The sequence below is a fragment of the Silvimonas amylolytica genome, from assembly GCF_014645555.1.
GTDB classification, from domain to species: Bacteria; Pseudomonadota; Gammaproteobacteria; order Burkholderiales; family Chitinibacteraceae; genus Silvimonas; species Silvimonas amylolytica.
Window position 1 is genome coordinate 46,010 of the sequence record NZ_BMLY01000011.1, and the last position, 20,923, is coordinate 66,932.

Below are 20,923 nucleotides of genomic sequence, written 5' to 3' on the forward strand. Positions count from 1 at the left end.
CCTGCCTGTGTGGCAGTGCAACCGTTTCAAAGGCGCAATGATACCGCGTTGCCGCATGGGACGCGATGCAGGCCCGGCATTGATGAAGAAGAGAGGATGGAACAAGACATACGAGCAGCCTGGAACAGGCCAGCTCAGTACACAGCCCCATCCACCGATACCATCGCTTTGTGCTTGCCGCGCGGTAGCAAAATCGTGGCAACAAGACCACCCCGCGGGTGATTGGCGAGCAACAAATCCCCCCCATGCGCATGAACAATATTTCGCGTAATTCCCAACCCCAATCCCATGCCGTTGCTATTGGAGGCACGTCCATGTTCCAGCCGTACATAGGGCTGAAACAGCGATGGCAACGCTTCTTCCGGCACACCAGGTCCGTAGTCACGAATCGTCAGTTCAACTTGTTCTTCGGTTTGCGTCACTAACACTTCGGCGCGGTTGCCATAAAACAGGGCGTTATCCAGCAAGTTACCCACCGCACGTTTCAACGCCAGAGGACGCGCAAACACGGTCACCGGGCCGCCGGCAAAGGTGGCGTCTTTACCCGCCATTTGTGCGCCATCTACCAGACGTTCAATCAGTTTATCCAGGCGTATCTGTACCGGGTTTTCGTGGATATCGGTGTCTTTCACGCTTTGCAGCGCGCCTTTCACCATGACGTCCAGATCATCCAGATCTTCGTGAAACTCCGCCCGGGTCTGGTCATCATCCAGCATTTCCGTGCGCAGTTTCAGACGGGTGATCGGCGTGCGCAGATCATGTGAAATCGAGGTAAACAAACGCTCGCGGTCTTCCAGGAAACGCTGGGTGCGTTCACGCATGGCGTTAAACGCACGGGCAGTCTTGATGTACTCCCGGCTGCCGGACTCAGGCAGCGGCACGGATGGCATACCCTGACCAAACGCATCGGCCGCTTTGGACAGCGCGGCAAAGGGCTTGGTCATCCAGCGCACCACCAACAGGGACAAGAGCAACACGACGCCGACGGTAATCAGCAGCAAAACAATCCGGTCATGCGCCAGCGGTTCGTCGCTTTCCATAAAATACGGGTCTGGCATCAGCGTGGCCAGATACAACCAGTTGCCCGGTTCGATTTCAGCCTGAATCACCAGGATCGGCGCAGGGCGCGGTTTCACGACCAGGGTGTTCTGGACCCAACCATCGGGCAGATCATCCAGGGTGACACCGTCATCAGCGACCGGCAAACCATCAGGCCATGCAAAACCGACCTGGAAATCCAGCAACTTGGCGTATTCACGATGCAGTACCGCCACAATGCGGGCACATACGGCATCAGCCAGGGGCGAGCCTTTGATACGCTGGATCGGGACTTCGTTGTGGTTCACGCTGACAAAAAAGCGCGTGCCCCCCATTTCCCGCAACTGGTCGATGAGAATCGGCCGGTAATTGGGAGGCAGGCTGCGGAAAAAACGTAGCGCAGCAGCGGCACTGCCTCCGATGTGTTCACCCGCATCCAGCGCTTCGGTAGACACCTTCTGGCGTACTTCACTCGCCCAGATCAGGTTGCCGACGACCTGGGTAACCAGCACACCCAGCACCATCACCACTGTGAGCCGCCCCAGCAGTGAAGACGGAATGACACGCAGATACCAGGGTCTGCGACGGCCGTTCTCAGCCATGGCTGACGGCCACTTCGGCAGAGAACACGTACCCCGCGCCACGCACGGTCTTGATCAGCGCCGGTTGCTTGCCATCATCCAGCAAACGCTGGCGCAAACGGCTGATTTGTACGTCCAGCGAGCGGTCCAGCGGGCCCAGATCCCGGCCACGGGTTTCTTCGGCCAGTACACTGCGATCCAGAATCTCACCCGGATGTTCGACCAGATACTTCAGCAACTGGAAGTCCAGCCCGGTCAGCTTGACCGTCTCGCCCGTCGGGTCTGACAAGGTGCGCTCGACGGTATCGAGTGTGAAGCCATTAAAGCGGAAATACCGTGCAGGTGCGCCGTTCTCAACCCCGGCCCGGCGGTGAATGGCCTTGATCCGCGCCAGCAACTCACGCGGGTTGTACGGCTTGCCCAGGTAGTCGTCTGCGCCCAGTTCCAGCCCAACAATGCGGTCTGTGTCGTCAGCACTGGCGGTGAGCATGATGACTGGCACACTGGATCGCTTGCGGATATGCCCGCACAGCGCAAAGCCATCGGTATCCGGCAGCATGACGTCCAGAATCACCAGCGACAGTTCATCTTTGTAGCGGTCGAACTCGGCCATGAAGCTGGCACCGTCGTGTGCCAGCCGCACTTCATACTGATTTTTTTCCAGGTACGCTTTCAACAACGCCCGGGTTTTCTGGTCGTCATCAACGACCAGTATCTTGCGAGTCATAACTGTTTCCTTCCAGCGACAAAGCCCGGATTACTGCGGCAAGGCGCCGTTGCAGTTCCGATGTTGGAATGCGGTCATCCAGAAAATAACGACGGATCAGGCTGACGATGGCGTCTTTGAGCGCTTCATCGGTCGCCATGCGGTGTACAAGGCTCGGTGCCTGCACCGCCTGACCACGCCCAAATGCCACCCAGGACTGCCGCGCACAGGGGTCCAGGGTAGAAGGGTCAACATCGCGGCGCACCGGTACAGAGCCCTTGATCTTGTTATAACCCGCCTGCACGGCCGGGGATGCCACCACCTGAGCCAGTTTTTCCTGTGCGCTCTGGTTGGCGTAATCCCCGGTGAACATGACCAGCGTATCAATACTATATAAGTGCGCGTCCGCCGTCCCCGGCACAGCGGTGCAGCCAAACTGGTCCCCCGGCGTCAGGCCCATGGCTTGTAACTCGCCTTTGCCCCAATCGCCCATGATCCACATGGCCGCCTTGCCGCGGGCCAGGTCCGCGGCTTCGTCTTGCCATGGGCGCTCCGACAGATTTTGTGGCATCCAGTGTTTGAGCCGGCGCAAGCGCTCCAGCGCGCGCGTGACGCGCACATCGAACCAGGCGTTGGCGTTGCGGCGAACCAACAGGTCGCGATACATGGCCGGCCCGGTTTCAGAGAGCAGCAGCGTCTCAAAGAGGGTGGCGATCTGCCAGGATTCGGTACTTTGCGCCAGCGGCGTGTAGCCTGCGCGGGAGAGCGCATCAGCGGTGTGCTCAAACTCGGGCCATGTCCGTGGCGCAGCCAGGCCCAACTTTGTGAAGATGGCCTGGTTATAGAACAGCGTGTTGATTCGATGAATGCCCAGCGGCGCGGCCACCACATGCCCACGCATACGAATGACGCTAGCCACGGTCGGGAACAGTTTGTCGCTCCAGTTACCGCGGCGGGCCACGTTATCGAGTTCCAGCAACAGGCCCAGATCTGCCCATTCTGAAATGGCCGGACCGATCAGTTGCGCGGCATCTGGCGCTTTGCCTGACAAGACACGGCTTTTGAGCACCTTCATGGCGCCCACGCCAGCACCGCCAGGAATGGCGGCATCTTGCCAGGCCACGCCTTCATCCTGCAGGCGATCAGCCAGATAATCGGCGGCATGACGTTCACTGGCGGAGGTCCACCAGTGCAATACATCGACCGTTTCTTGCGCCCGGGCTGGGGCCCCCAGACATAATGCGCCCAGCAGCAGGGTTGATATCCCGTGCCGCATACGCATGCGTCTCCCCCCTCTCCCAAGGATCTTGCTTGTATCCATCAAGCTCGCCCCGTGTTTTTTTCGCCGCAGAATAACGTAACGTAGCAACCTGTTTTGTAAAGAAAGATTGCGATTACTTGCGGTCTCTATCTGCGCCCTGCGGGTGCATCCCGCCAGGAATCCTTGATTGTTGCAGTCATTGCCCGTTCAAGGGGTCATTGGAATGTAATGAAAGGTAACATGCCAACCTGACTGATTTGTTATTTTTCACATAATAATCAATATGTTATTTGTTTATTACCAATAAACACAAGCAGTTTTTGTGTCACGCAAAGGTGAGTGCTAATTTCCTGGCCATGCCCCCAGCAAAACTTTTAAACAGGGGTAAACCTGAGGAGATCGACCGATGCAAAGCAAGAACATCATGCGTGGCGCCCTGGTGGCTGCGCTGTTGGCTGCAGGCGCTGCCCAAGCCGGCACCCTGACCATCGAAAGCTGGCGTACCGACGACAAAGGCCTGTGGGAAGAAGTGCTGATCCCGGCTTTCCAGAAGCACTATCCGAACATCCAGATCAAGTTTGCCCCGACCGCCCCGACCGAATACGACTCCAGCCTGAATGCACGCCTGACTGGCGGCACCGCCGGTGATCTGATCACCTGCCGTCCGTTCGACAAGTCGCTGGATCTGTACAAGAAAGGTTACCTGGAAAAACTGAACGGCAAGAAGGGTCTGGAAAACTTCCCGGCATCGGCCAAAGTGGCCTGGGAAACCGACGATGGCAAGGACACCTTCTGCGAACCGATCGCTTCTGTGATCCATGGTTTCTTGTACAACAAGAAGATTTTCAAGGAACTGGGCCTGACCGAGCCGAAGACCACCGACGACTTCTTCAAGATGCTCGACAAGGTGAAGGCTTCCGGCAAGTACACCCCGATGGCACTGGGTACCAACGATCAGTGGGAAGCCAGCCAGATCGTTTACACCAGCATTGGTGCGCCGTACTGGAAGGGTGAAGAAGGTCGCAAGGCGCTGATCGCCGGCAAGGCCAAGTTCACCGATCCGGCATTCGAGCAACCGCTGGAAATCGAAGCCAAGTACGCACCGTACCTGGCCAAGGGTTACAGCGCTCAAACCTACCCGGATACCCAAAACCTGTTTGCCTCCGGCAAGGCTGCCGTGGTTGCTGCTGGTTCGTGGGACATTGGTTACTACAACCAGAACGCCGCCGGGTTCGAGCTGGGCGCTTTCCCGCCTCCCGTACCGAAGGCTGGCGACAAGTGCTACATCTCTGACCATACCGATCTGGGCATGGGCGTGAACAGCAAGTCCAAGAACAAGGACGACGCCTACAAGTTCGTGGAATGGCTCGGTTCGCAAGAGTTTGCTGACCTGTACACCAACAAGGTCACTGGCTTCTTCAGCCTGTCCAACCATCTGATCGCTGTGAAAGATCCGGTTGCCAAGGAATTCCTCGACTGGCGCAAGACCTGCGGTTCCACCATCCGTGTGAACGCGCAGATCCTGAACCGTGGCACGCCGAACCTGGAAAACGAACTGTGGAACGTGAACTCGCAAGTCCTCAACGGCAAGCTGTCGCCGAAGGATGGCGCTGCGCGTCTGCAGTCCGGTCTGGCCAAGTGGTACAAGCCGGCTCAGTAATCTGAGTCAGCCATTTGCAGTATTCAGGCGGTCGAGTGGCGGGGTTCCCATGAATCTCGCCCGACCCGATGCGACGGAGACGTATCGGGTTTGTCGGCGGCCTGGTGTAGTAGTCAGTTGTTCTTCCTCTCCATACCCTCGACTGTGAGTTAGGCCGGCGGTTCGCCGCCGGCGTTTTTTTTGGTTGTTTCGCCCGAGGCCATTACGGCGTTCTGGCGCGCATTAGATAAACAAATAAAGAATCACCGACAAAACACGAGTGCCGCGGCACCCGCCAGGGCGCAGACAGTACCAGTGGTACGGCAAGCCCGGGCAACCAAGGTAATCGTGTTTTGTCGGTGATTCATAGGGAGCAAGGCCATGAAACGGAAGTTTCCCTGGCATATCGTGGTCTTTCTGGCCCCGGCATTTCTGATTTACCTGGTTTTCAGCGCCTGGCCGCTGATCGATACCCTGCGACTGGGGTTCTTCACTACCAATGACAATGGCTCCCAAACCTGGGCCGGTCTTGCCAACTACCATTCCCTGCTGTTCGATCCGCTGTGGTCAGAAGGCTTCTGGAATGCCATGAAGAACAACTGCAAGTTCTTCCTGGTGCATATGTGCATCCAGAACCCGCTGGGTCTGTTGCTGGCTGCCCTCTTGTCCATGCGTGGCGTGAAGTTTGCCAAGGGCTATCAGACTGCCATTTTCCTGCCGACTCTGCTCTCAGTGGTGATCATCGGTTTTATCTGGCAATTGATTCTTTCCCCGCTGTGGGGCGTATCAGAAAAGCTGCTGGGTCTGGTTCATCTGGACAGTTTGTTCCAGCCTTTCCTGGGTCAGGAAGAGACCGCGCTGTATACGCTTTCGGCCATGTCAGTCTGGCAGTTTGTTGGCATCCCGATGATGCTGATCTATGCCGCACTGATCGCGATCCCGGATGAAATCATCGAAGCCGCCTATGTGGAAGGCGCATCAGCCTGGCGCATTTTCTGGACCATCCGCGTGCCGCTGATTCTGCCAACGCTGGGCCTGACCACCATTCTGACTTTTGTCGGCAACTTCAACGCGTTTGATTTGATTTACTCGGTCAAGGGCGCGCTGGCTGGCCCCAATTTCAGCACAGACATTCTGGGCACCTACTTCTACCGCGCCTTCTTTGGCTATCAAAGCCAGATCGGCAGCCCGACCATGGGCGCCGCCGTGGCCACACTGATGTTCCTCGTGATCCTGTTTGGTGTGGGCGTGTATTTCTACTTTATCCAGCGCAAGCTGCAACGCTTCAGTTTCTAAAGGGAGGCACCAGAAGATGTCGCAACATAAAGCTTCCCGTTTCCTCGGCGCCGGTCTGACGCAAGTCATCCTGGCGGGTTATACGATCCTGGCACTGTTCCCGATCGCGCTGATCATCATCAACTCGTTCAAGAGCCGTGGGGCCATCTTTGATAACCCGCTGGCCCTGCCGACCAGTGAAACGTTTTCCCTGATCGGTTTCCAGAAAGTACTGAAAGAGTCCCACTTCACGCTGTATTTCGGTAACAGCCTGACAGTGACGATTACCTCGCTGGTGCTGATTTTACTGTTTGGTGCCATGGCCGCCTGGGCGCTGTCTGAGTACAAATTCAAAGGCAGCCGGATTCTGACGTTGTTCTTTGCCTTCGGCATCATGGTGCCGATCCGCCTCGGCACGGTTTCCATCCTGAAGCTGATGGTGAGCCTGAGTCTCGTGAACACGCTGACCGCGCTGATCCTGGTGTACGTAGCCCAAGGCTTGCCGCTGGCGATCATGATCTTGTCCGAGTTCATGCAGCAGATCCCCAAAGAACTGAAAGAAGCCGCCCGCTGCGATGGCGTGGGCGAGTTCAAGATCTTCTTCCAGGTGATCCTGCCGTTGATTCGCCCAGCCGTCGCCACCGTTGCCGTGTTCACCATGGTGCCGATCTGGAACGACCTGTGGTTCCCGCTGATTCTGGCGCCAGGTGACTCTACCCAGACCGTTACGCTGGGCGTGCAGCAGTTTATTGGTCAGTACGTGACCAACTGGAACGCCGTGCTGGCCTCGCTGACCCTGGCTGTATTGCCGGTGCTGGTGATGTATGTGTTCTTCTCTCGCCAGTTGATCCGCGGTATCACCGCCGGCGCTGTGAAGTAAAAAGCCAACAAAACAGAATGAATGACAGCAGCGGCAGCGCGACAAACCCGTGCCGTTGCTGATCAAGGGAGCAAACAAGATGTCTCACGTATCACTGAAAAACCTGACCAAATCCTACGACGGCAAAACCAATGTGCTGTCCGGGATCAACCTGGAAATCAATGACGGCGAATTTGTGGTGCTGGTCGGCCCGTCCGGCTGCGGCAAGTCCACGTTGTTGCGCATGGTGTGCGGCCTGGAAGAAATCACCGGTGGCGACCTGGAAATCGACCACGCCCGCGTGAACGACCTGCCCCCGGCCCTGCGCGGTATCGCCATGGTGTTCCAGAGCTACGCGCTCTATCCGCACATGAGCGTGTACAAGAACATGGCGTTTGGTCTGAAAGTGGCCGGCAAATCCAAAGATGAAGCCGACACCCGCATCCGCAACGCCGCCAAGATTCTGAAAATTGACCACCTGCTGGAACGCCTGCCGCGCGAACTCTCTGGCGGTCAACGTCAGCGCGTCGCCATCGGCCGCGCCATCGTGCGTGAACCGAAACTGTTCTTGTTTGACGAGCCCCTCTCGAACCTGGACGCCGCCCTGCGCGTGCAAACCCGCCTGGAAATCGCCAAGCTGCACCGCGAACTGGCGGCCACCATTGTTTACGTGACACACGACCAGGTCGAAGCCATGACCCTGGGTGACAAGATTGTGGTCATGCATGATGGCCTGATCCAGCAAGCGGGTTCACCGCTGGAGTTGTACCAGCAACCCGCCAACCTGTTCGTCGCCACGTTTATTGGCTCGCCCAAGATGAACCTGCTGGAAGGCGTGGTGGAAAGCGCCGCTGCGGATCATTTGATCGTCACCCTGGCTGGCGGCCAGAACGTGCGCGCGGATGTCGAAGCCAGCACCGCCACCGTGGGCGACCGTGTAACCGTGGGCGTCCGCTCGGAACACCTGTGGGAAGACACCAACGGCAGCGAACGCTTCTCCGGCACGGTCAATCTGGTCGAACACCTGGGCGAATCCAACTTCCTGTACCTGACGCTTTCCACCGGCCAGGACCTGACCGTGCGCGGCCACGGTGATCGGGAAGTGAAGATCGGTGACGTGATAAATATCTCTGCCCCCTCTGCCGCATTCCATGTGTTTGACCGTGATGGCAAGGCATTCAAGCGCCTCAAGCCAGGCAACATGGTCGCTGCCAAGCGCGTGAGCTGAGATTTGAAAGTGTAAGTGGCCTTGCCAGAGGCTGTAGTGAGGAAGACGCCTTGTGTGCTGATGCATGCAGGGCGTTTTTCTTTTTGGAGACTGTGTTGAAAGACAAACCCGTTTTAGCGCCTGCGGCGCTTTCTGGTTAGAACCGGATTCCGGCTCAAGGCCGGAATGACGAAGTGGTGGCAAGGCCAGTTTCCAATTCCTTGCCAACGGCACTGCTGGATTCCTGCCAGGGGGCCGCCGAGGTCGGGGATGACGAGGTGGTTGGCAAGAAAAATCATTCTTGAAAACAGAGGGTTTGCGGGGTTGGGGTTGCCTTTCTCCCCCATTAAAGCCAAGCGCCGAAGGAGGGAGGGAGACCTTAGGCTCCCGACTGACTGAGGGCAGCCCGGAGGGCCGCCGGGCTGGGGTCGCCTTTCTTTGGCGAGACAAAGAAAGTGTCGTGCTCCGGGCACCCCCGGTATGTAAACAACCGCGCCGCAGGTGCTAACAGGGGTTCAAGGGTTTAAGACAGCCATGGTGGATTGTCGCCAAGGCTCCGAATCCACCCTACACACCCTGACGCTCTTGCAGCAAAGGCCACCTGCGGGGGCCGGCTGGATTCCGGCTTCCGCCGGAATGACGAAGCAGTGGGAGAGCACACGTCCCGCTTCACACCCTACAAACAAAAAAACGCCACCTTCAACAGGCAGCGTTTTTTGCAGATTCCCAGAATCTAAAAAGCGGATCCAAAGGCCGCTCAGGCCTTCTCCCCACCCCGCATCCGCAAAATCCTGAACACACTGGGCAGCTGTCGCAAAGACCGCATTACCCGTGCCAGATGCACCCGGTTCGATACCTGCAGCACAAAGGCAATCTGCATAAACCGGTCGCCTTCATGCTCCGCATTCTGCGTTGCCACCGACACAATATTGGCTTCGGCCTCGGCAATCGCAGCGGAAATCTGCGCCAGTGCACCGCGGGTGTTCTCGGTCAACACGCGGATTGGCACATCAAACAGCCGGGTGGAATCCGGGTCCCATTCCACATCAATGAACTTGTCAGCATCAATGCGACCACGACCGGAAATCTGCGGGCAATCGTGCGTGTGAACCACCAGCCCCTGGTCTTTCTTCACCAGGCCAATAATGGGGTCACCCGGAATCGGGTTACAGCAGCGCGCAAACTGGATGGCCATGCCTTCTGTGCCGCGGATGGTGACCGACGACGTCTTGCGCCCGGCTGCCGCGGCCATCGTACTGTCATCAAGCCATTGACCGGAGATCTGCAACAAACGCTTGGCGACCACCACTGCGAGCCGTTGCCCGAGACCGATATCAGAAAGCACATCTTCACGCGTGCGCGCACTGCTTTCTTTCAGATACCGCTCCCAGATGTCTTCCGTGATTGGCAAGAACTGCTGGTGCAGCGTGGCAAAGCCCTGCGCCAGCAAACGCTCACCCAGATGAACTGACTCTTCAAAACGCATGGTCTTGAGAAAGTGGCGAATATGCGAGCGTGCCTTGCCGGTAGAGACAAACGTCAGCCAGGACGGATTGGGCTTGGCATGCGCGGCAGTCACAATCTCAACCTGATCACCGCTTTTGAGACGCGAGCGCAGTGGCACCAGTTCGTGATTAACCTTGGCAGCAATACAGCGGTTACCGATATCCGTATGCACGGCATAGGCAAAGTCGACGCAGGTAGCGCCCTGCGGCAGGCTCATGATCTTGCCTTTGGGCGTAAAGACGTACACCTGATCCGGAAACAGATCGACCTTGATGTGCTCCAGAAACTCGACCGCATCGCCGGATTCCGCCTGGATTTCCAGCAAGGACTGCAGCCATTGGTGGGTCTTTTGCTGCACATCAGAGAAGCTTTCATCGCCGCTCTTGTACATCCAGTGGCTGGCCACGCCGGCATCGGCAATGCGGTGCATATCCTGGGTGCGGATCTGGATTTCAATCGGCAAGCCATACGGACCAAACAGCGTGGTATGCAGGCTCTGATAGCCGTTGGCCTTGGGGATGGCGATGTAATCCTTGAACTTGCCCGGAATAGGTTTGTACAAGGCGTGCAGCGCGCCAATGGCCAGGTAGCAGGTCGGGACGTCTTTGACGATGACCCGGAAGCCGTAAATATCCAGCACCTCAGAGAACGAGAGACTCTTCTCCTGCATTTTGCGGTAGATGCTATGCAGGTTTTTCTCACGCCCCGTGACCGTCGCCTCGATATCGCACTCAATCAGCTTGTTCCGGAGCCCATCCAGAATCTTGCCCACGACTTCGCGACGGTTGCCGCGCGCCGCCTTGAGCGCCTTGGACAACACCTCATACCGGGTGGGATAGGTGTACTTGAACGAGAGATCGTCCAGTTCCAGGTACACGGCATTGAGCCCCAACCGGTTGGCGATCGGCGCATAGATTTCCATCGTCTCGCGCGCGATGCGTTTTTGCTTGTCCGGCCGCATCACGCCCATGGTGCGCATGTTATGCAGCCGGTCTGCCAGCTTGATCAGAATGACCCGCAGATCGCGCGCCATCGCCAGCAACATTTTGCGGAAGTTCTCTGCCTGCGCTTCTTCCTTGCTCTGGAACTCCAGCTTGTCGATCTTGGACATGCCATCAACCAGCTCAGCCACATGCCGGCCAAACTTCTCGGTCAGTTCCAGCTTGGTGATGCCACTGTCCTCCATCACGTCGTGCAATAGCGCAGCCGCCAGCGCCTGGGCATCCAGATGCCAGGAGGTGAGGATGCTGGCTACAGCCAGCGGATGGGAGATATAAGGCTCGCCGCTTTGGCGGCTTTGTCCGCGATGCGCCGCTTCAGAGAATTTGAAAGCGACCGCAAGGAACACCCGGTCTTCGGGCTTGAGATAGGCAGTGTCTTCGGTCAGAAACCGGTTTGCCGCAGCAATGACCGCTGGCGCCTTGGCAGCCAGGTCAGGTACGTCAGCAGCAGCAAGCAACGCTTCCATAAGGGGATACTCCACCGCGGCCATCAGTTCCTGATGGCCGTTTCCATATTCACTCAAATATAGATGTCAGGTGGGGTGAAACGCAGTGCGGATCAAGAGCGACGATTGAGCATTTCACGGCCAACAAGGCCGGCTGCCATTTCGCGCAGTGCAAGGACGGTGGGCTTGTCACGGCCCGGGGCGTCCACTTGCGGTGTGGAGCCGTTGGCGATCTGGCGGGCGCGGTAGGCGGCAGCCAGCGTCAGGTCAAAACGGTTTTCAATGCGGTTCAGGCAATCTTCAACGGTTACGCGTGCCATATAAATGGATTCTCCGATCAAACCAGGGCTGGCTCCAGCGATTTGAGCCTGGCCCCAAAAAACCAAAACGGCCATGACGAGAACCCGTTATGGCCTTGAATTGCATTGATTATAACAGATCAGGCCTTGAGCGAGTTCACCAGTTCAGCATGACGTACAGCCTGGCGTTCACCACGCAGACGCTCGGCCCGTACCACGCTGATGATGTCGCGCACTGCATCGTCAATGTGCTCATTGATGATCACATATTGCGCTTCGCTGACATGGCCCATTTCTTCGCGGGCTTTGGACATACGACGCTGGATGATGTCTTCCGGGTCTTTGCCACGTGCGCGCAGACGTTGTTCCAGCGTATTGATCGAAGGCGGCAGTACAAATACACCGACCGACTCCGGGAACAGCCTCTTCACCTGCTGAGCGCCTTGCCAGTCGATTTCCAGCAAGATGTCGCGACCGTCATCAATGACCGACTCCAGCCATTTTCTGGATGTGCCGTAATAGTTGCCGTAGACCTCGGCCCATTCAACAAACTCGCCAGCCTGGACCATGCCTTCAAAGGTAGCGCGGTCGACAAAATGGTAATCCTTGCCATTCACTTCACCGGCACGCGGCGTGCGCGATGTAAAAGAGATGGAAAGCTGGATCTGCTGATCTGCGGCAAGCAGGGCAGCAACCAGAGTGGTCTTGCCGGCGCCCGACGGGGCGGTGACGACAAAAATGGTGCCTTTAGCCATTGATATAAAACCTGTGGGAAAACTTGTCTTGCAGGTTAGCACAAACACAAGTTGCTGTTTACAAGCATCGGCGCAGAAACCCGCCGTGACGCCCGTTCGCAGGCAATTCTGACGCGCCAGGTCATAACTGCGCATTTTTCATGACACTAAATATACATACCTGCTTCAAGTACCCGTATGGGAAGTTTCAGGTGAAATCGTTTGCATGAATTGTTGCTACTGTCCATTTTTTGCAACATTTTTTAACAGGCGGCCAAAACGCCAAAAAAAGTAGCAAAGCACCCTTCGACTACGGGGAACACCTTAAAAATCTGTATGTTTTTAGGTGTGTCCAGTGTTTTTTTGATCAATTTTGGCCGAATCGCATAAGGACATCTACCTAAGAAGAACACCCGACAGGTGTTCTACTGATTCCTGCAAAACACGCCCCTGCTTATCGTCAACGCACAGTTTCGGAACAAGCTTACAAGCAGTTGCACGCTTTTGAGCCGATCTGCGGATCACCATTAATACATTATTCAAACCTAATAAACACGCGGGTTTGAGTACATGGTGCCGATAGACAGTCCGGAATGAAAGAAGCCCCAAGGCAGTGCCTTGAGGCTTAAAGGGAGGACCCTTTTCACCATTCAACTTTCCACGGCCGACTGGTGAATCGGGCAAGTAATTACTACGGCGGCAATTATGTAGTCTGCCGCTTTGTGTTCCCGAATGTAGCAAGCGTCGTGGCAGCGACCCTGGCTATTTTGAGTCCCCGTGCAGACGGGTTTACACACTCGAGCAAAGAGAGAGTACCAAAAATGGACTTCAAGTTCCGTATTACCCACTTCGCTGCAGCTGCCATGCTGGCTACCGGCGCGATGGCAATTGCTGATGACGCAGCTCCGACTCCGCTGCAAGCTGCAGTAGGCAGCGTAACGTCCAACGGCTACTTCCGCGCAGGTTGGGGCGAAGCCGGCAAGGGCGGCAACATGCAATGTTTCGGCGTTGGCTATGCCAAGTTCCGTCTGGGTAACGAGTGCGATGCCTACGGCGAAATCGGTCTGGACATCCCTGTGTTCAACCAATCCAACGGTGCTGTGTGGACTGCACACACCATGGTTAACACCGACATTCCGTATTCCGCTGACTACTGGGATACCAAGCTGGCATTTGCCCAGAACTACATCAGCGTTGCTCACTGGGGCGACGGTGCTCTGAAAGATGCAGTGCTGTGGGCCGGTCTGCGTTACTACGATCGTCCTGACTTGCACATGCTGGATTACAAGTACTTGGTCGGTGACGGCTCGGGTGCTGGTATCGAAAACATCAACCTGGGTAACGACGTGATGTTCAGCTACGCTTTGATGCGTCCGGCTGACTCCAACGACCTGGGCCGCACCTGGCTGGAAAACCTGTTCAAGGTTTCCAACATCAAGGCAGGTCCTGGCGCGTTCACGTTTAACGCTGGCCTGACTGGCGCATGGCACTCTGACAACACCACCACGACCAGCAGCTCGCAAGCTGTTGATCCGCTGACTGGTGCGATCACCACGACCAGCGTTACCACGACCTCTCCGACTGCTCACACCAGCAATGGTTGGTACCTGTCGGCTCTGTACGATCATCCGCTGGGTGACCTGGGCTCCAACCGCATCGGTCTGCAATACGGCCGCGGCGCTAACGCCACCGGTAACTTCAGCTCGATCAACCAGTCCGCCAACACTGACGACAACACCCTGCAAGTTCTGGATAACTTCACTCTGGAACCGAAGGACAGCAACTGGACCATGATGGGCCACGCTGTATACCGTCAAGACAAGTACTCGTACGATGGCGCGAGCGACGATACATGGTGGGCAGTTGGTATTCGTCCGCAGTACCACTTCACGGACATCTTCGGTTTCGCAACCGAACTTGGCTATGAATCGTACAAGCCGGATAGCACCAACGAAACCGAAAACATCACCAAGGTCACGTTTGCTCTGACCGCAGCCGCTGGCAAGGGCGCTTATGCTCGTCCGGAACTGCGCTTGTTCTACACCTACGCCAAGTGGAACGATGCAGCCCGCAACGACATGAACAACCCGATGAATGCTGTTTCCAGCAAGGGTGTTCATAGCGTCTACGAAGGCAGCACCAACGGTAGCTCCTTCGGCGTGCAAGCTGAAGCATGGTGGTAAGAATCTGATGGTGATTGCCGTGTGAACGGTCCGGTCCACGCGGCAATCAATCAATCGGATGGAGGAGATCTGGCAGCAATGCCAAAGGATGAGACACGAACAACCCGGCTTTCGGGCTTGGTTGTTCGTGCATCACCTTGAAGCTGTAGATACAACAGGGGGCAGGTCGCACCCCGCCTGCAAGTCACTATTTAAACCAGAACAGCCGACCATTCTGTTGTACCCCGGAAACGAAAACCAATAACGACAGTAGTGATTTGAAAGCTGGTGCAACGATGCACAGGAGTTGTCACGTCCTGTCTGAACGCAACAATTTGCCGTTGCCGTCAGTCTGGAAAGCCAGCCTGCTTTGAAATCACGGACTGAGGCGTCCAACGGCGCCGCAGTGTGTGGTCACTGCCTTTCTTGCCAGCGCAGCTTGCGCCGGGGCAGTCTGCCGCGAGGTAGCAGCAAGAGCACGCTAACTTATATCCCCCCGATCGTCTCCTGGCGGCCGGGGGTTTTTTTTGTCTGTTTTTCTGCCAGCCCTTACGGTGTTGCGCGCCTGTCACTCGTCCCGGCCGACGAGCCGGAAAGGTCAACACCTTTAACCTGTTTTATCTACAATGCCATTGTTATATGACAGCAGGCATATCCATTGCTTGATCTGCCATTGGGTCACGCTCATGGTGACCCAACCCACCCGCGCCGGCCACAAGCCATCTCCGCGGATTGATCCATTTTTTCCTACAGGAAAAAAGCATGTCTGCCTCCCCGCATTCCCGGCCGGTTGCACTGGCCACGCTTGCCGCGCTCTTCTGGGCCGGCAATTTTGTCGCCGGGCGTTTCCTGCACGGCCAACTCTCCCCTTTGACCATTTCGTTCGGCCGCTGGCTCGTAGCTCTGGCTTGTCTGGCACCGCTGGTGATCCCTCGCTGGCGCACCGTGCTGCCACAATTGCGACCGCATTGGCGTGCCATTGTGGTGCTTGGCCTGGCCGGAATCGCACTGTGTAACACGCTGATCTATCGGGGCGTAACCCAAACCAGCGCCACCAACGCCGTAATGCTCAGTGCGTTCATCCCCATGGGCGTCCTGTTGGGAGGGCATCTGTTCTGTGGTTTACGCATGACCATGGCGCAAACACTGGGGACCGCTTTGTCGTTCTGCGGGGTCGCGTTCATCCTCACCCGTGGCCACCCCGCCTCCCTGTTGCAACTCACACTCAACCCGGGCGATTTGTGGATCCTGGCCGCCGTGGTGTGTTGGGCAGCCTACACGCTCAAGCTGCGGCAAATTCCAGCCCATATTGATAAAACAGCGCTACTGTTTGCGGTCATCGGTGCCGGCACGCTGTGCTTGCTGCCTGCAGTGGCACTGGAATGGTCATTGCGCGGCCTGCCGCAGATCACGCCCCAAAGCGGGAGCGTATTGTTGTTTTTGGGGGTGTTCCCATCCGTACTGTCCTACCAGTTCTACAACATCGCCGTCGCCAGGCTGGGTGGTGCGCGTGCCAGCAGTTTCATGCACCTGATCCCGCCGTGCGGCACGGTCATGTCGTTGCTACTGCTAGGAGAACAACTACATTGGTGGCATATCGCCGGGTTAGCCGTGATTCTGGCTGGCGTTGCTACTGCAAATGGTCTGTTCACGGCTCATGGGTTGTCCCGCGCAACGCCCGCGCCCACGCGCTAAGCTCAGGACGGATCGGCTACCGATAGTGCAGCGGCCAGGTGTGGATCAATGATCAGATAGCGGCCATCGCTCTCTTGACCTAACACGCGGTTGCGCATCAGTTTTTTCAGGCTGCTTTGTACTTGTGAGGTCGTCACCCTGGCCGCTCCCGTTTGGGCGGCCAGGTATTCGCGTAACACCTCACCATAAAACTGCCGCGTCCCTTTAGCGACTTCGGTCAGCAACAACCGATCCAGCCGACTCATTTCTTCCCACGACAGCACCGCCACGCGATGACGTTGCAGGCGTGCCAGTTGCAACTGCAAGGCCTCCGCCGGTGCGCGTTCCGGGTTCAGCACAAGGTCTTCGACCAACGCCCGGAAATAATAGGGAATCCGCTGCACCCGGTTAAAGGCATCCAGCATGATGCCTTCATCCACCTGACCCCAGGTAATGCCCTGGTAGGGGCTGGCAAGCTTGCCAAATACGCTGTCGTCCTGGCGTTTGCTACGGGTCAGTTGTTGATATTGCGCCACCAAATGATGCACAAAACCATCGCCAATATCCGGCAAGGTAAACACGGTGGTCTGTTGTTGCAGCAAAGGCGGCAAGCCCTGCCCCTGGCCCGCCAGCGTGCTGGATAACACCAGGCGCGCTCGCCCTTGCGTACCGGAAAACGCGCGCAGGATTTCCCGCAGCAACGCATCACCCCCTGCCAGTTGCAAAACACGGTCGACATCATCCAGGATCAACAGCGACGGTTTTTTCTCTCCCCGTAATTGCGATAACTCCCGCACCAGCCGCTCAGAGCGCGCCGCACTGGCCGCCGGCGCAGAGCCGGTCAGGCGCGCGAATTGGCGCATCAGCCATTTTTCACCTGCGGCAAAATCAGAGAGCGCCTCTTCCAGCCGTCGTGTCAGAACCCTTGGCGAGACCGTGGCGCAGCCAAAATAGCGAACACGCCAGCCATTGAGCTCAGCGTGTGGCAGCAAGTCATACTGCAAGAACTCACTTTTACCCATTTGCCGCGCAGCCAGCAGGGTGACGGTTTGTGCCATCCCGGATTGCAGCGCAGACAGCGCCACTGACGCCAGTGGCTGCCGGCCAAAATGCCACCCTGGATTCTCTGTCATGGCTTTACTCGCTTATGCATCGATACATAATTATGCATCAAGCTGATATTGAGCATAAATAGACATAATCACCAATAAGGCTAACCCTACAGCCTCTCAAATTCACAATATTTTTATTAATAATCAACGAGATAAAAACACATCCCAAAAACCTGCCACGGTGATGCATTGCCGCACAAACCTTGTGAAACAATTTCAGCACTATCGGTAATTTTCCAATTTCGGGGGTTTATATCGGGGTGGAACATGGATTTACGCATTCACCTACCTGGATAAACGCAATGCTTAAAGACATTCTGACCGCCGACAGCATCCGGTTTGCTGAAGGTTTTACCGACTGGCGCGACGCCGTACGCGTTTCTTGTGAGCCATTACTCGAACTCGGTGCCATTGCTCCTGCGTACATCGACGCCATCATCGAGAACGTGGAGAAGATCGGCCCGTATATCGTGATCTCCCCCGACGTGGCCATCCCGCATGCCCGCCCTGAAGCCGGCGCCAAAGCCATTGCCATGTCACTACTGAAAACCACCACGCCCGTGAAGTTCAGCGACGACCCTGATCAGCACGCTCGCCTCTTGTTCGCGTTCTCTGCCACGGACAACCACAGCCACCAACGTGCCCTGCGTCAACTGGCCCGGCTGATCATGGATGAACAACGCTTTGCCGAACTCCAGGCCGCCAACACCGCCGACGCGGTGCTGGCCTTGATTGCCGGCATTCCCGAATAACGGGTCACATCCTCACAACAACGGAGACACTCTCATGAAAATCCTGATCGTATGCGGCAATGGCCTGGGCAGCAGTCTGATGCTGGAAATGGCTGTCAAAGACGTGCTGAAAGAGCTGGGCAGCAACGCGGAGGTTGGCCACGCTGACCTGTTTTCGGCCAAAAGCGAGCGCGCCGACCTGTTCTTGGGTGCCCGCGAAATCATCGACAACCTGGATGACGGCAGCCGCAAGGTCGCCTCGGTGAAGAACATCATGGACAAGGCAGAGATCAAAACCGTCCTTGCACCGCATCTGCAATAAACCTGGCGGCTTGCCCATGGCGGCAAGCCTTCTCTGAGGTTTGGGGAGTCACACAATAATGATCAAGTTCTTGCTCGATATCCTGTCCGATCCCGCCATTCTGATCGGCATCTTTGCCCTGATCGGCCTTTTGCTGCAAAAAGCCAAAGTTTCTGACGTCGTCGCGGGCACCATCAAAACCATCCTCGGCTTTGTGATTCTGGGCGCAGGCGCTCAGATTCTGGTCGGCTCGCTGGATATATTCCGCCAGGTGTTTGACCACGCCTTTGGCCTGAAGGGGACCATCCCCAACAACGAAGCCATTGTCGCGCTGGCGATGAAGCAGTTCGGCACGCAAACGGCGTATGTGATGATCCTGGGTATGCTGGTCAACCTGATCCTGGCCCGCACAACGCCGCTCAAGTACATCTTCCTGACCGGTCATCACACGCTGTTTATGGCGTGCCTGCTGGTCGCCGTGATGAGTGCAGGTGGCATGACTGGCGTCACGCTGGTTCTCACTGGCGGCGTGCTGCTGGGCATTCTGATGGTGTTGATGCCGGCGTTGTCGCAACCGTTTACCCGCAAGGTCACGGGTAGCGACAGCTTTGCACTGGGCCACTTTGGCAGCTTTGGCTATATTGCCGCCGCGCTGGTGGGCAAAGTGGTCGGCAAAAGTGGCCGCAGTACAGAAGACATCAAAGTGCCCGAATCGCTGCGCTTCTTGCGTGATACCTCGATCAGCATGGCGCTGACCATGGGTATTCTGTTCATTGTGGTGTCGCTGGCCGCTGGCCCGACCTTCATTGAGACCACGCTGTCTGGCGGGGTGAACTTCCTGGTGTTCTCTATCAAGCAGGCGCTGGTGTTCTCTGCCGGTGTGTACATCATTCTGGCCGGGGTACGCTTGCTGATTTCCGAGATCGTCCCTGCCTTCAAGGGTATCTCTGACAAGCTCATCCCCAACGCCAAGCCGGCGCTGGATTGCCCGTCGGTCTTCCCGTTTGCGCCCAACGCCGTCGTCATCGGCTTCATGTCCAGCTTTGTGGGTGGGCTGATTGCCATGTTCATTACCCCGGTTTTTGGTCTGGCAGTGATCGTACCGGGGCTGATCCCGCACTTCTTTACTGGCGCCACTGCGGGCGTCTATGGCAACGCCACTGGCGGTCTGCGCGGTGCCGTGCTGGGCGCGTTTGCCAACGGCATCCTGATCAGCTTCCTGCCTGCGATTCTGCTGTCTGGTCTGGGCGCGATCGGCTTTGCCGGGACCACATTTGGCGATACCGACTTTGGGGTGGTCGGCATCTTGCTCTCGTTTGCCACTCGCGCGTTCTAAGCCGACGCGTCAACGCGGGTGACAACAAAAAAAGCCGGCATAAGCCGGCTTTTTTTGTGCTGCTGCGCATGACGTGTTTATTCAAGGTTCTGGATTTGCTCACGCATTTGTTCGATCAGCACCTTGAGCGCCATCGAGGCACGGCTGGTTTCCACCGAAACCGATTTGGAACCCAGTGTATTGGCTTCGCGGTTGAGTTCCTGCATGAGGAAATCCAGCCGCTTACCCACGGCACCGCCTTTGTCCAGAATCCGGCGCACTTCTTCCAGATGCGCGGTGAGGCGGGACAACTCCTCATCCACATCAATTTTCTGGGCAAAGACAACGATTTCCTGGCGCACGCGATCATCATCCAGCGTGCCCATGGCCTCCAGGAAACGACTCTTGAGCCTGGCTTCGTATTCGCTCACCAACTGCGGAATCTTCGGCTTGACCTCGGCAACAATGGCCTCCATACCGGCTACGCGTTCCAGCAGGTGGGCCTTGAGCTTTTCACCCTCGCGACCACGGCTGGCGGTGAAATCCTTGATCACCTCACCCAGCAGGGTCAGGCACGCTTCGCCCAATTCCTCTGGCTGCGGCGCCGCTTGCGTCAACACACCCGGCCAGCGCAGCAGTTCACCCAGCTTGAGCTCGCCCGAACCAGGCGCCAGCTCTTGCGCAGTGCGTGCTGCGGTAATGAGCGATTGCAACAGATCGCGGTCCAGCTTGAGCTCGCCCGCGCCACCGGCTGCGGCATTAAAACCGATACGACACTCCACCTTGCCCCGGGCCACGCCGCCGGCGATCTTTTCGCGGATGGCGCCTTCAAAGGCACGGAACTCTTCTGGCAGGCGGACAGAGAGATCCAGAAAGCGGTGATTGACCGCGCGCAACTCCACCGTCAATGTGCCTGCGGGCAATTCGCGCTGGGCCACGGAAAAGCCCGTCATGCTGTAAATCATTTGAAATCCTTGCTGTTGGTACTGCTGCGGCGACGAACCCGTCGGCTCATCGCACTTTATGCATTGGCTCGCGCGCCCGCGCTGCGTGCACGCCCTGTCATTCTGGTGTTT

Annotated in this window: 17 protein-coding genes; 9 read left to right on the forward strand and 8 right to left on the reverse strand. The window is 57.0% G+C overall.

Translation table 11 applies throughout. From position 1 onward, the window contains the following. Positions 1-134 precede the first annotated feature (134 nt). The 3 genes from IEX44_RS20215 to IEX44_RS20225 are packed head-to-tail and all read right to left on the reverse strand — an operon-like array spanning position 135 to position 3,607. Positions 135-1,640: an ATP-binding protein gene (locus IEX44_RS20215; protein WP_188698557.1), complete on the reverse strand. Its 1,506-nt coding sequence runs from the start codon at positions 1,638-1,640 to the stop codon at positions 135-137. After that, a complete protein-coding gene (locus IEX44_RS20220; protein WP_188698560.1) occupies positions 1,633-2,346 on the reverse strand; it encodes a response regulator in 714 nt (237 codons plus the stop codon). The genes IEX44_RS20215 and IEX44_RS20220 overlap by 8 nt, the downstream gene beginning before the upstream one ends. Further along, positions 2,321-3,607, reverse strand: coding sequence for an ABC transporter substrate-binding protein (locus tag IEX44_RS20225; RefSeq protein WP_188698563.1), 1,287 nt, complete (start codon positions 3,605-3,607; stop codon positions 2,321-2,323). The genes IEX44_RS20220 and IEX44_RS20225 overlap by 26 nt, the downstream gene beginning before the upstream one ends. Before the next feature lie 385 nt (positions 3,608-3,992). Here IEX44_RS20225 and IEX44_RS20230 point away from each other — a divergent pair, with 385 nt between their 5' ends. From IEX44_RS20230 to IEX44_RS20245, 4 genes are all read left to right on the forward strand, one after another. Then, positions 3,993-5,246: an ABC transporter substrate-binding protein gene (locus tag IEX44_RS20230; protein WP_188698566.1), complete on the forward strand. Its 1,254-nt coding sequence runs from the start codon at positions 3,993-3,995 to the stop codon at positions 5,244-5,246. Positions 5,247-5,606: 360 nt separating this feature from the next. Continuing rightward, positions 5,607-6,521, forward strand: a complete 915-nt coding sequence (locus IEX44_RS20235) for a carbohydrate ABC transporter permease (protein WP_188698569.1) — start codon at positions 5,607-5,609, stop codon at positions 6,519-6,521. Positions 6,522-6,537: 16 nt separating this feature from the next. Beyond that, on the forward strand, positions 6,538-7,380 hold the full coding sequence (locus IEX44_RS20240) for a carbohydrate ABC transporter permease (RefSeq protein ID WP_188698571.1): 843 nt from the start codon (positions 6,538-6,540) through the stop codon (positions 7,378-7,380). Positions 7,381-7,459: 79 nt separating this feature from the next. Beyond that, a complete protein-coding gene (locus IEX44_RS20245) occupies positions 7,460-8,587 on the forward strand; it encodes an ABC transporter ATP-binding protein (RefSeq protein WP_188698574.1) in 1,128 nt (375 codons plus the stop codon). A 736-nt stretch (positions 8,588-9,323) separates the two neighbouring features. Here the strand turns inward: IEX44_RS20245 and IEX44_RS20250 are convergent. The 3 genes from IEX44_RS20250 to gmk all read right to left on the reverse strand — a co-directional run bounded on the left by IEX44_RS20250 (position 9,324) and on the right by gmk (position 12,573). Further along, positions 9,324-11,540 carry a RelA/SpoT family protein gene (locus tag IEX44_RS20250; protein ID WP_188698576.1) on the reverse strand — a complete coding sequence of 739 codons (2,217 nt, stop codon included), beginning with the start codon at positions 11,538-11,540 and terminating at the stop codon, positions 9,324-9,326. Positions 11,541-11,632: 92 nt separating this feature from the next. Next, the gene (gene rpoZ, locus IEX44_RS20255) at positions 11,633-11,839 is read right to left on the reverse strand and encodes a DNA-directed RNA polymerase subunit omega (RefSeq protein ID WP_188698579.1); all 207 of its coding nucleotides are present in this window, start codon (positions 11,837-11,839) and stop codon (positions 11,633-11,635) included. 119 nt (positions 11,840-11,958) lie between these two features. After that, positions 11,959-12,573, reverse strand: a complete 615-nt coding sequence (gene gmk / locus IEX44_RS20260) for a guanylate kinase (protein ID WP_188698580.1) — start codon at positions 12,571-12,573, stop codon at positions 11,959-11,961. A gap of 800 nt (positions 12,574-13,373) precedes the next feature. Between gmk and IEX44_RS20265 the strand changes: the two genes are divergently transcribed. Both IEX44_RS20265 and IEX44_RS20270 read left to right on the forward strand, forming a co-directional pair. Then, on the forward strand, positions 13,374-14,735 hold the full coding sequence (locus IEX44_RS20265; protein ID WP_188698584.1) for a carbohydrate porin: 1,362 nt from the start codon (positions 13,374-13,376) through the stop codon (positions 14,733-14,735). A 741-nt stretch (positions 14,736-15,476) separates the two neighbouring features. Beyond that, on the forward strand, positions 15,477-16,409 hold the full coding sequence (locus IEX44_RS20270) for a DMT family transporter (RefSeq protein ID WP_188698587.1): 933 nt from the start codon (positions 15,477-15,479) through the stop codon (positions 16,407-16,409). A gap of 2 nt (positions 16,410-16,411) precedes the next feature. On the opposite strand, the gene IEX44_RS20275 is transcribed toward IEX44_RS20270, so the two are convergent. Further along, positions 16,412-17,521: an ATP-binding protein gene (locus tag IEX44_RS20275; protein ID WP_188698590.1), complete on the reverse strand. Its 1,110-nt coding sequence runs from the start codon at positions 17,519-17,521 to the stop codon at positions 16,412-16,414. 281 nt (positions 17,522-17,802) lie between these two features. On the opposite strand from IEX44_RS20275, the gene IEX44_RS20280 reads away from it, so the two are divergent. From IEX44_RS20280 to ulaA, 3 genes are read left to right on the forward strand one after another with little or no spacing between them, the layout of a single operon-like run. Beyond that, entirely contained in the window at positions 17,803-18,252 is a 450-nt protein-coding gene (locus IEX44_RS20280) for a PTS sugar transporter subunit IIA (protein WP_188698593.1), read from the forward strand. A 34-nt stretch (positions 18,253-18,286) separates the two neighbouring features. Continuing rightward, positions 18,287-18,553, forward strand: coding sequence for a PTS sugar transporter subunit IIB (locus IEX44_RS20285; RefSeq protein ID WP_188698596.1), 267 nt, complete (start codon positions 18,287-18,289; stop codon positions 18,551-18,553). Positions 18,554-18,611: 58 nt separating this feature from the next. Further along, entirely contained in the window at positions 18,612-19,868 is a 1,257-nt protein-coding gene (gene ulaA / locus IEX44_RS20290; RefSeq protein WP_188698599.1) for a PTS ascorbate transporter subunit IIC, read from the forward strand. A 77-nt stretch (positions 19,869-19,945) separates the two neighbouring features. On the opposite strand, the gene IEX44_RS20295 is transcribed toward ulaA, so the two are convergent. Beyond that, positions 19,946-20,812 (reverse strand): YicC/YloC family endoribonuclease, encoded by an 867-nt coding sequence (locus tag IEX44_RS20295; protein WP_188698601.1) that lies wholly within the window; start codon positions 20,810-20,812, stop codon positions 19,946-19,948. Positions 20,813-20,923: the final 111 nt, after the last annotated feature.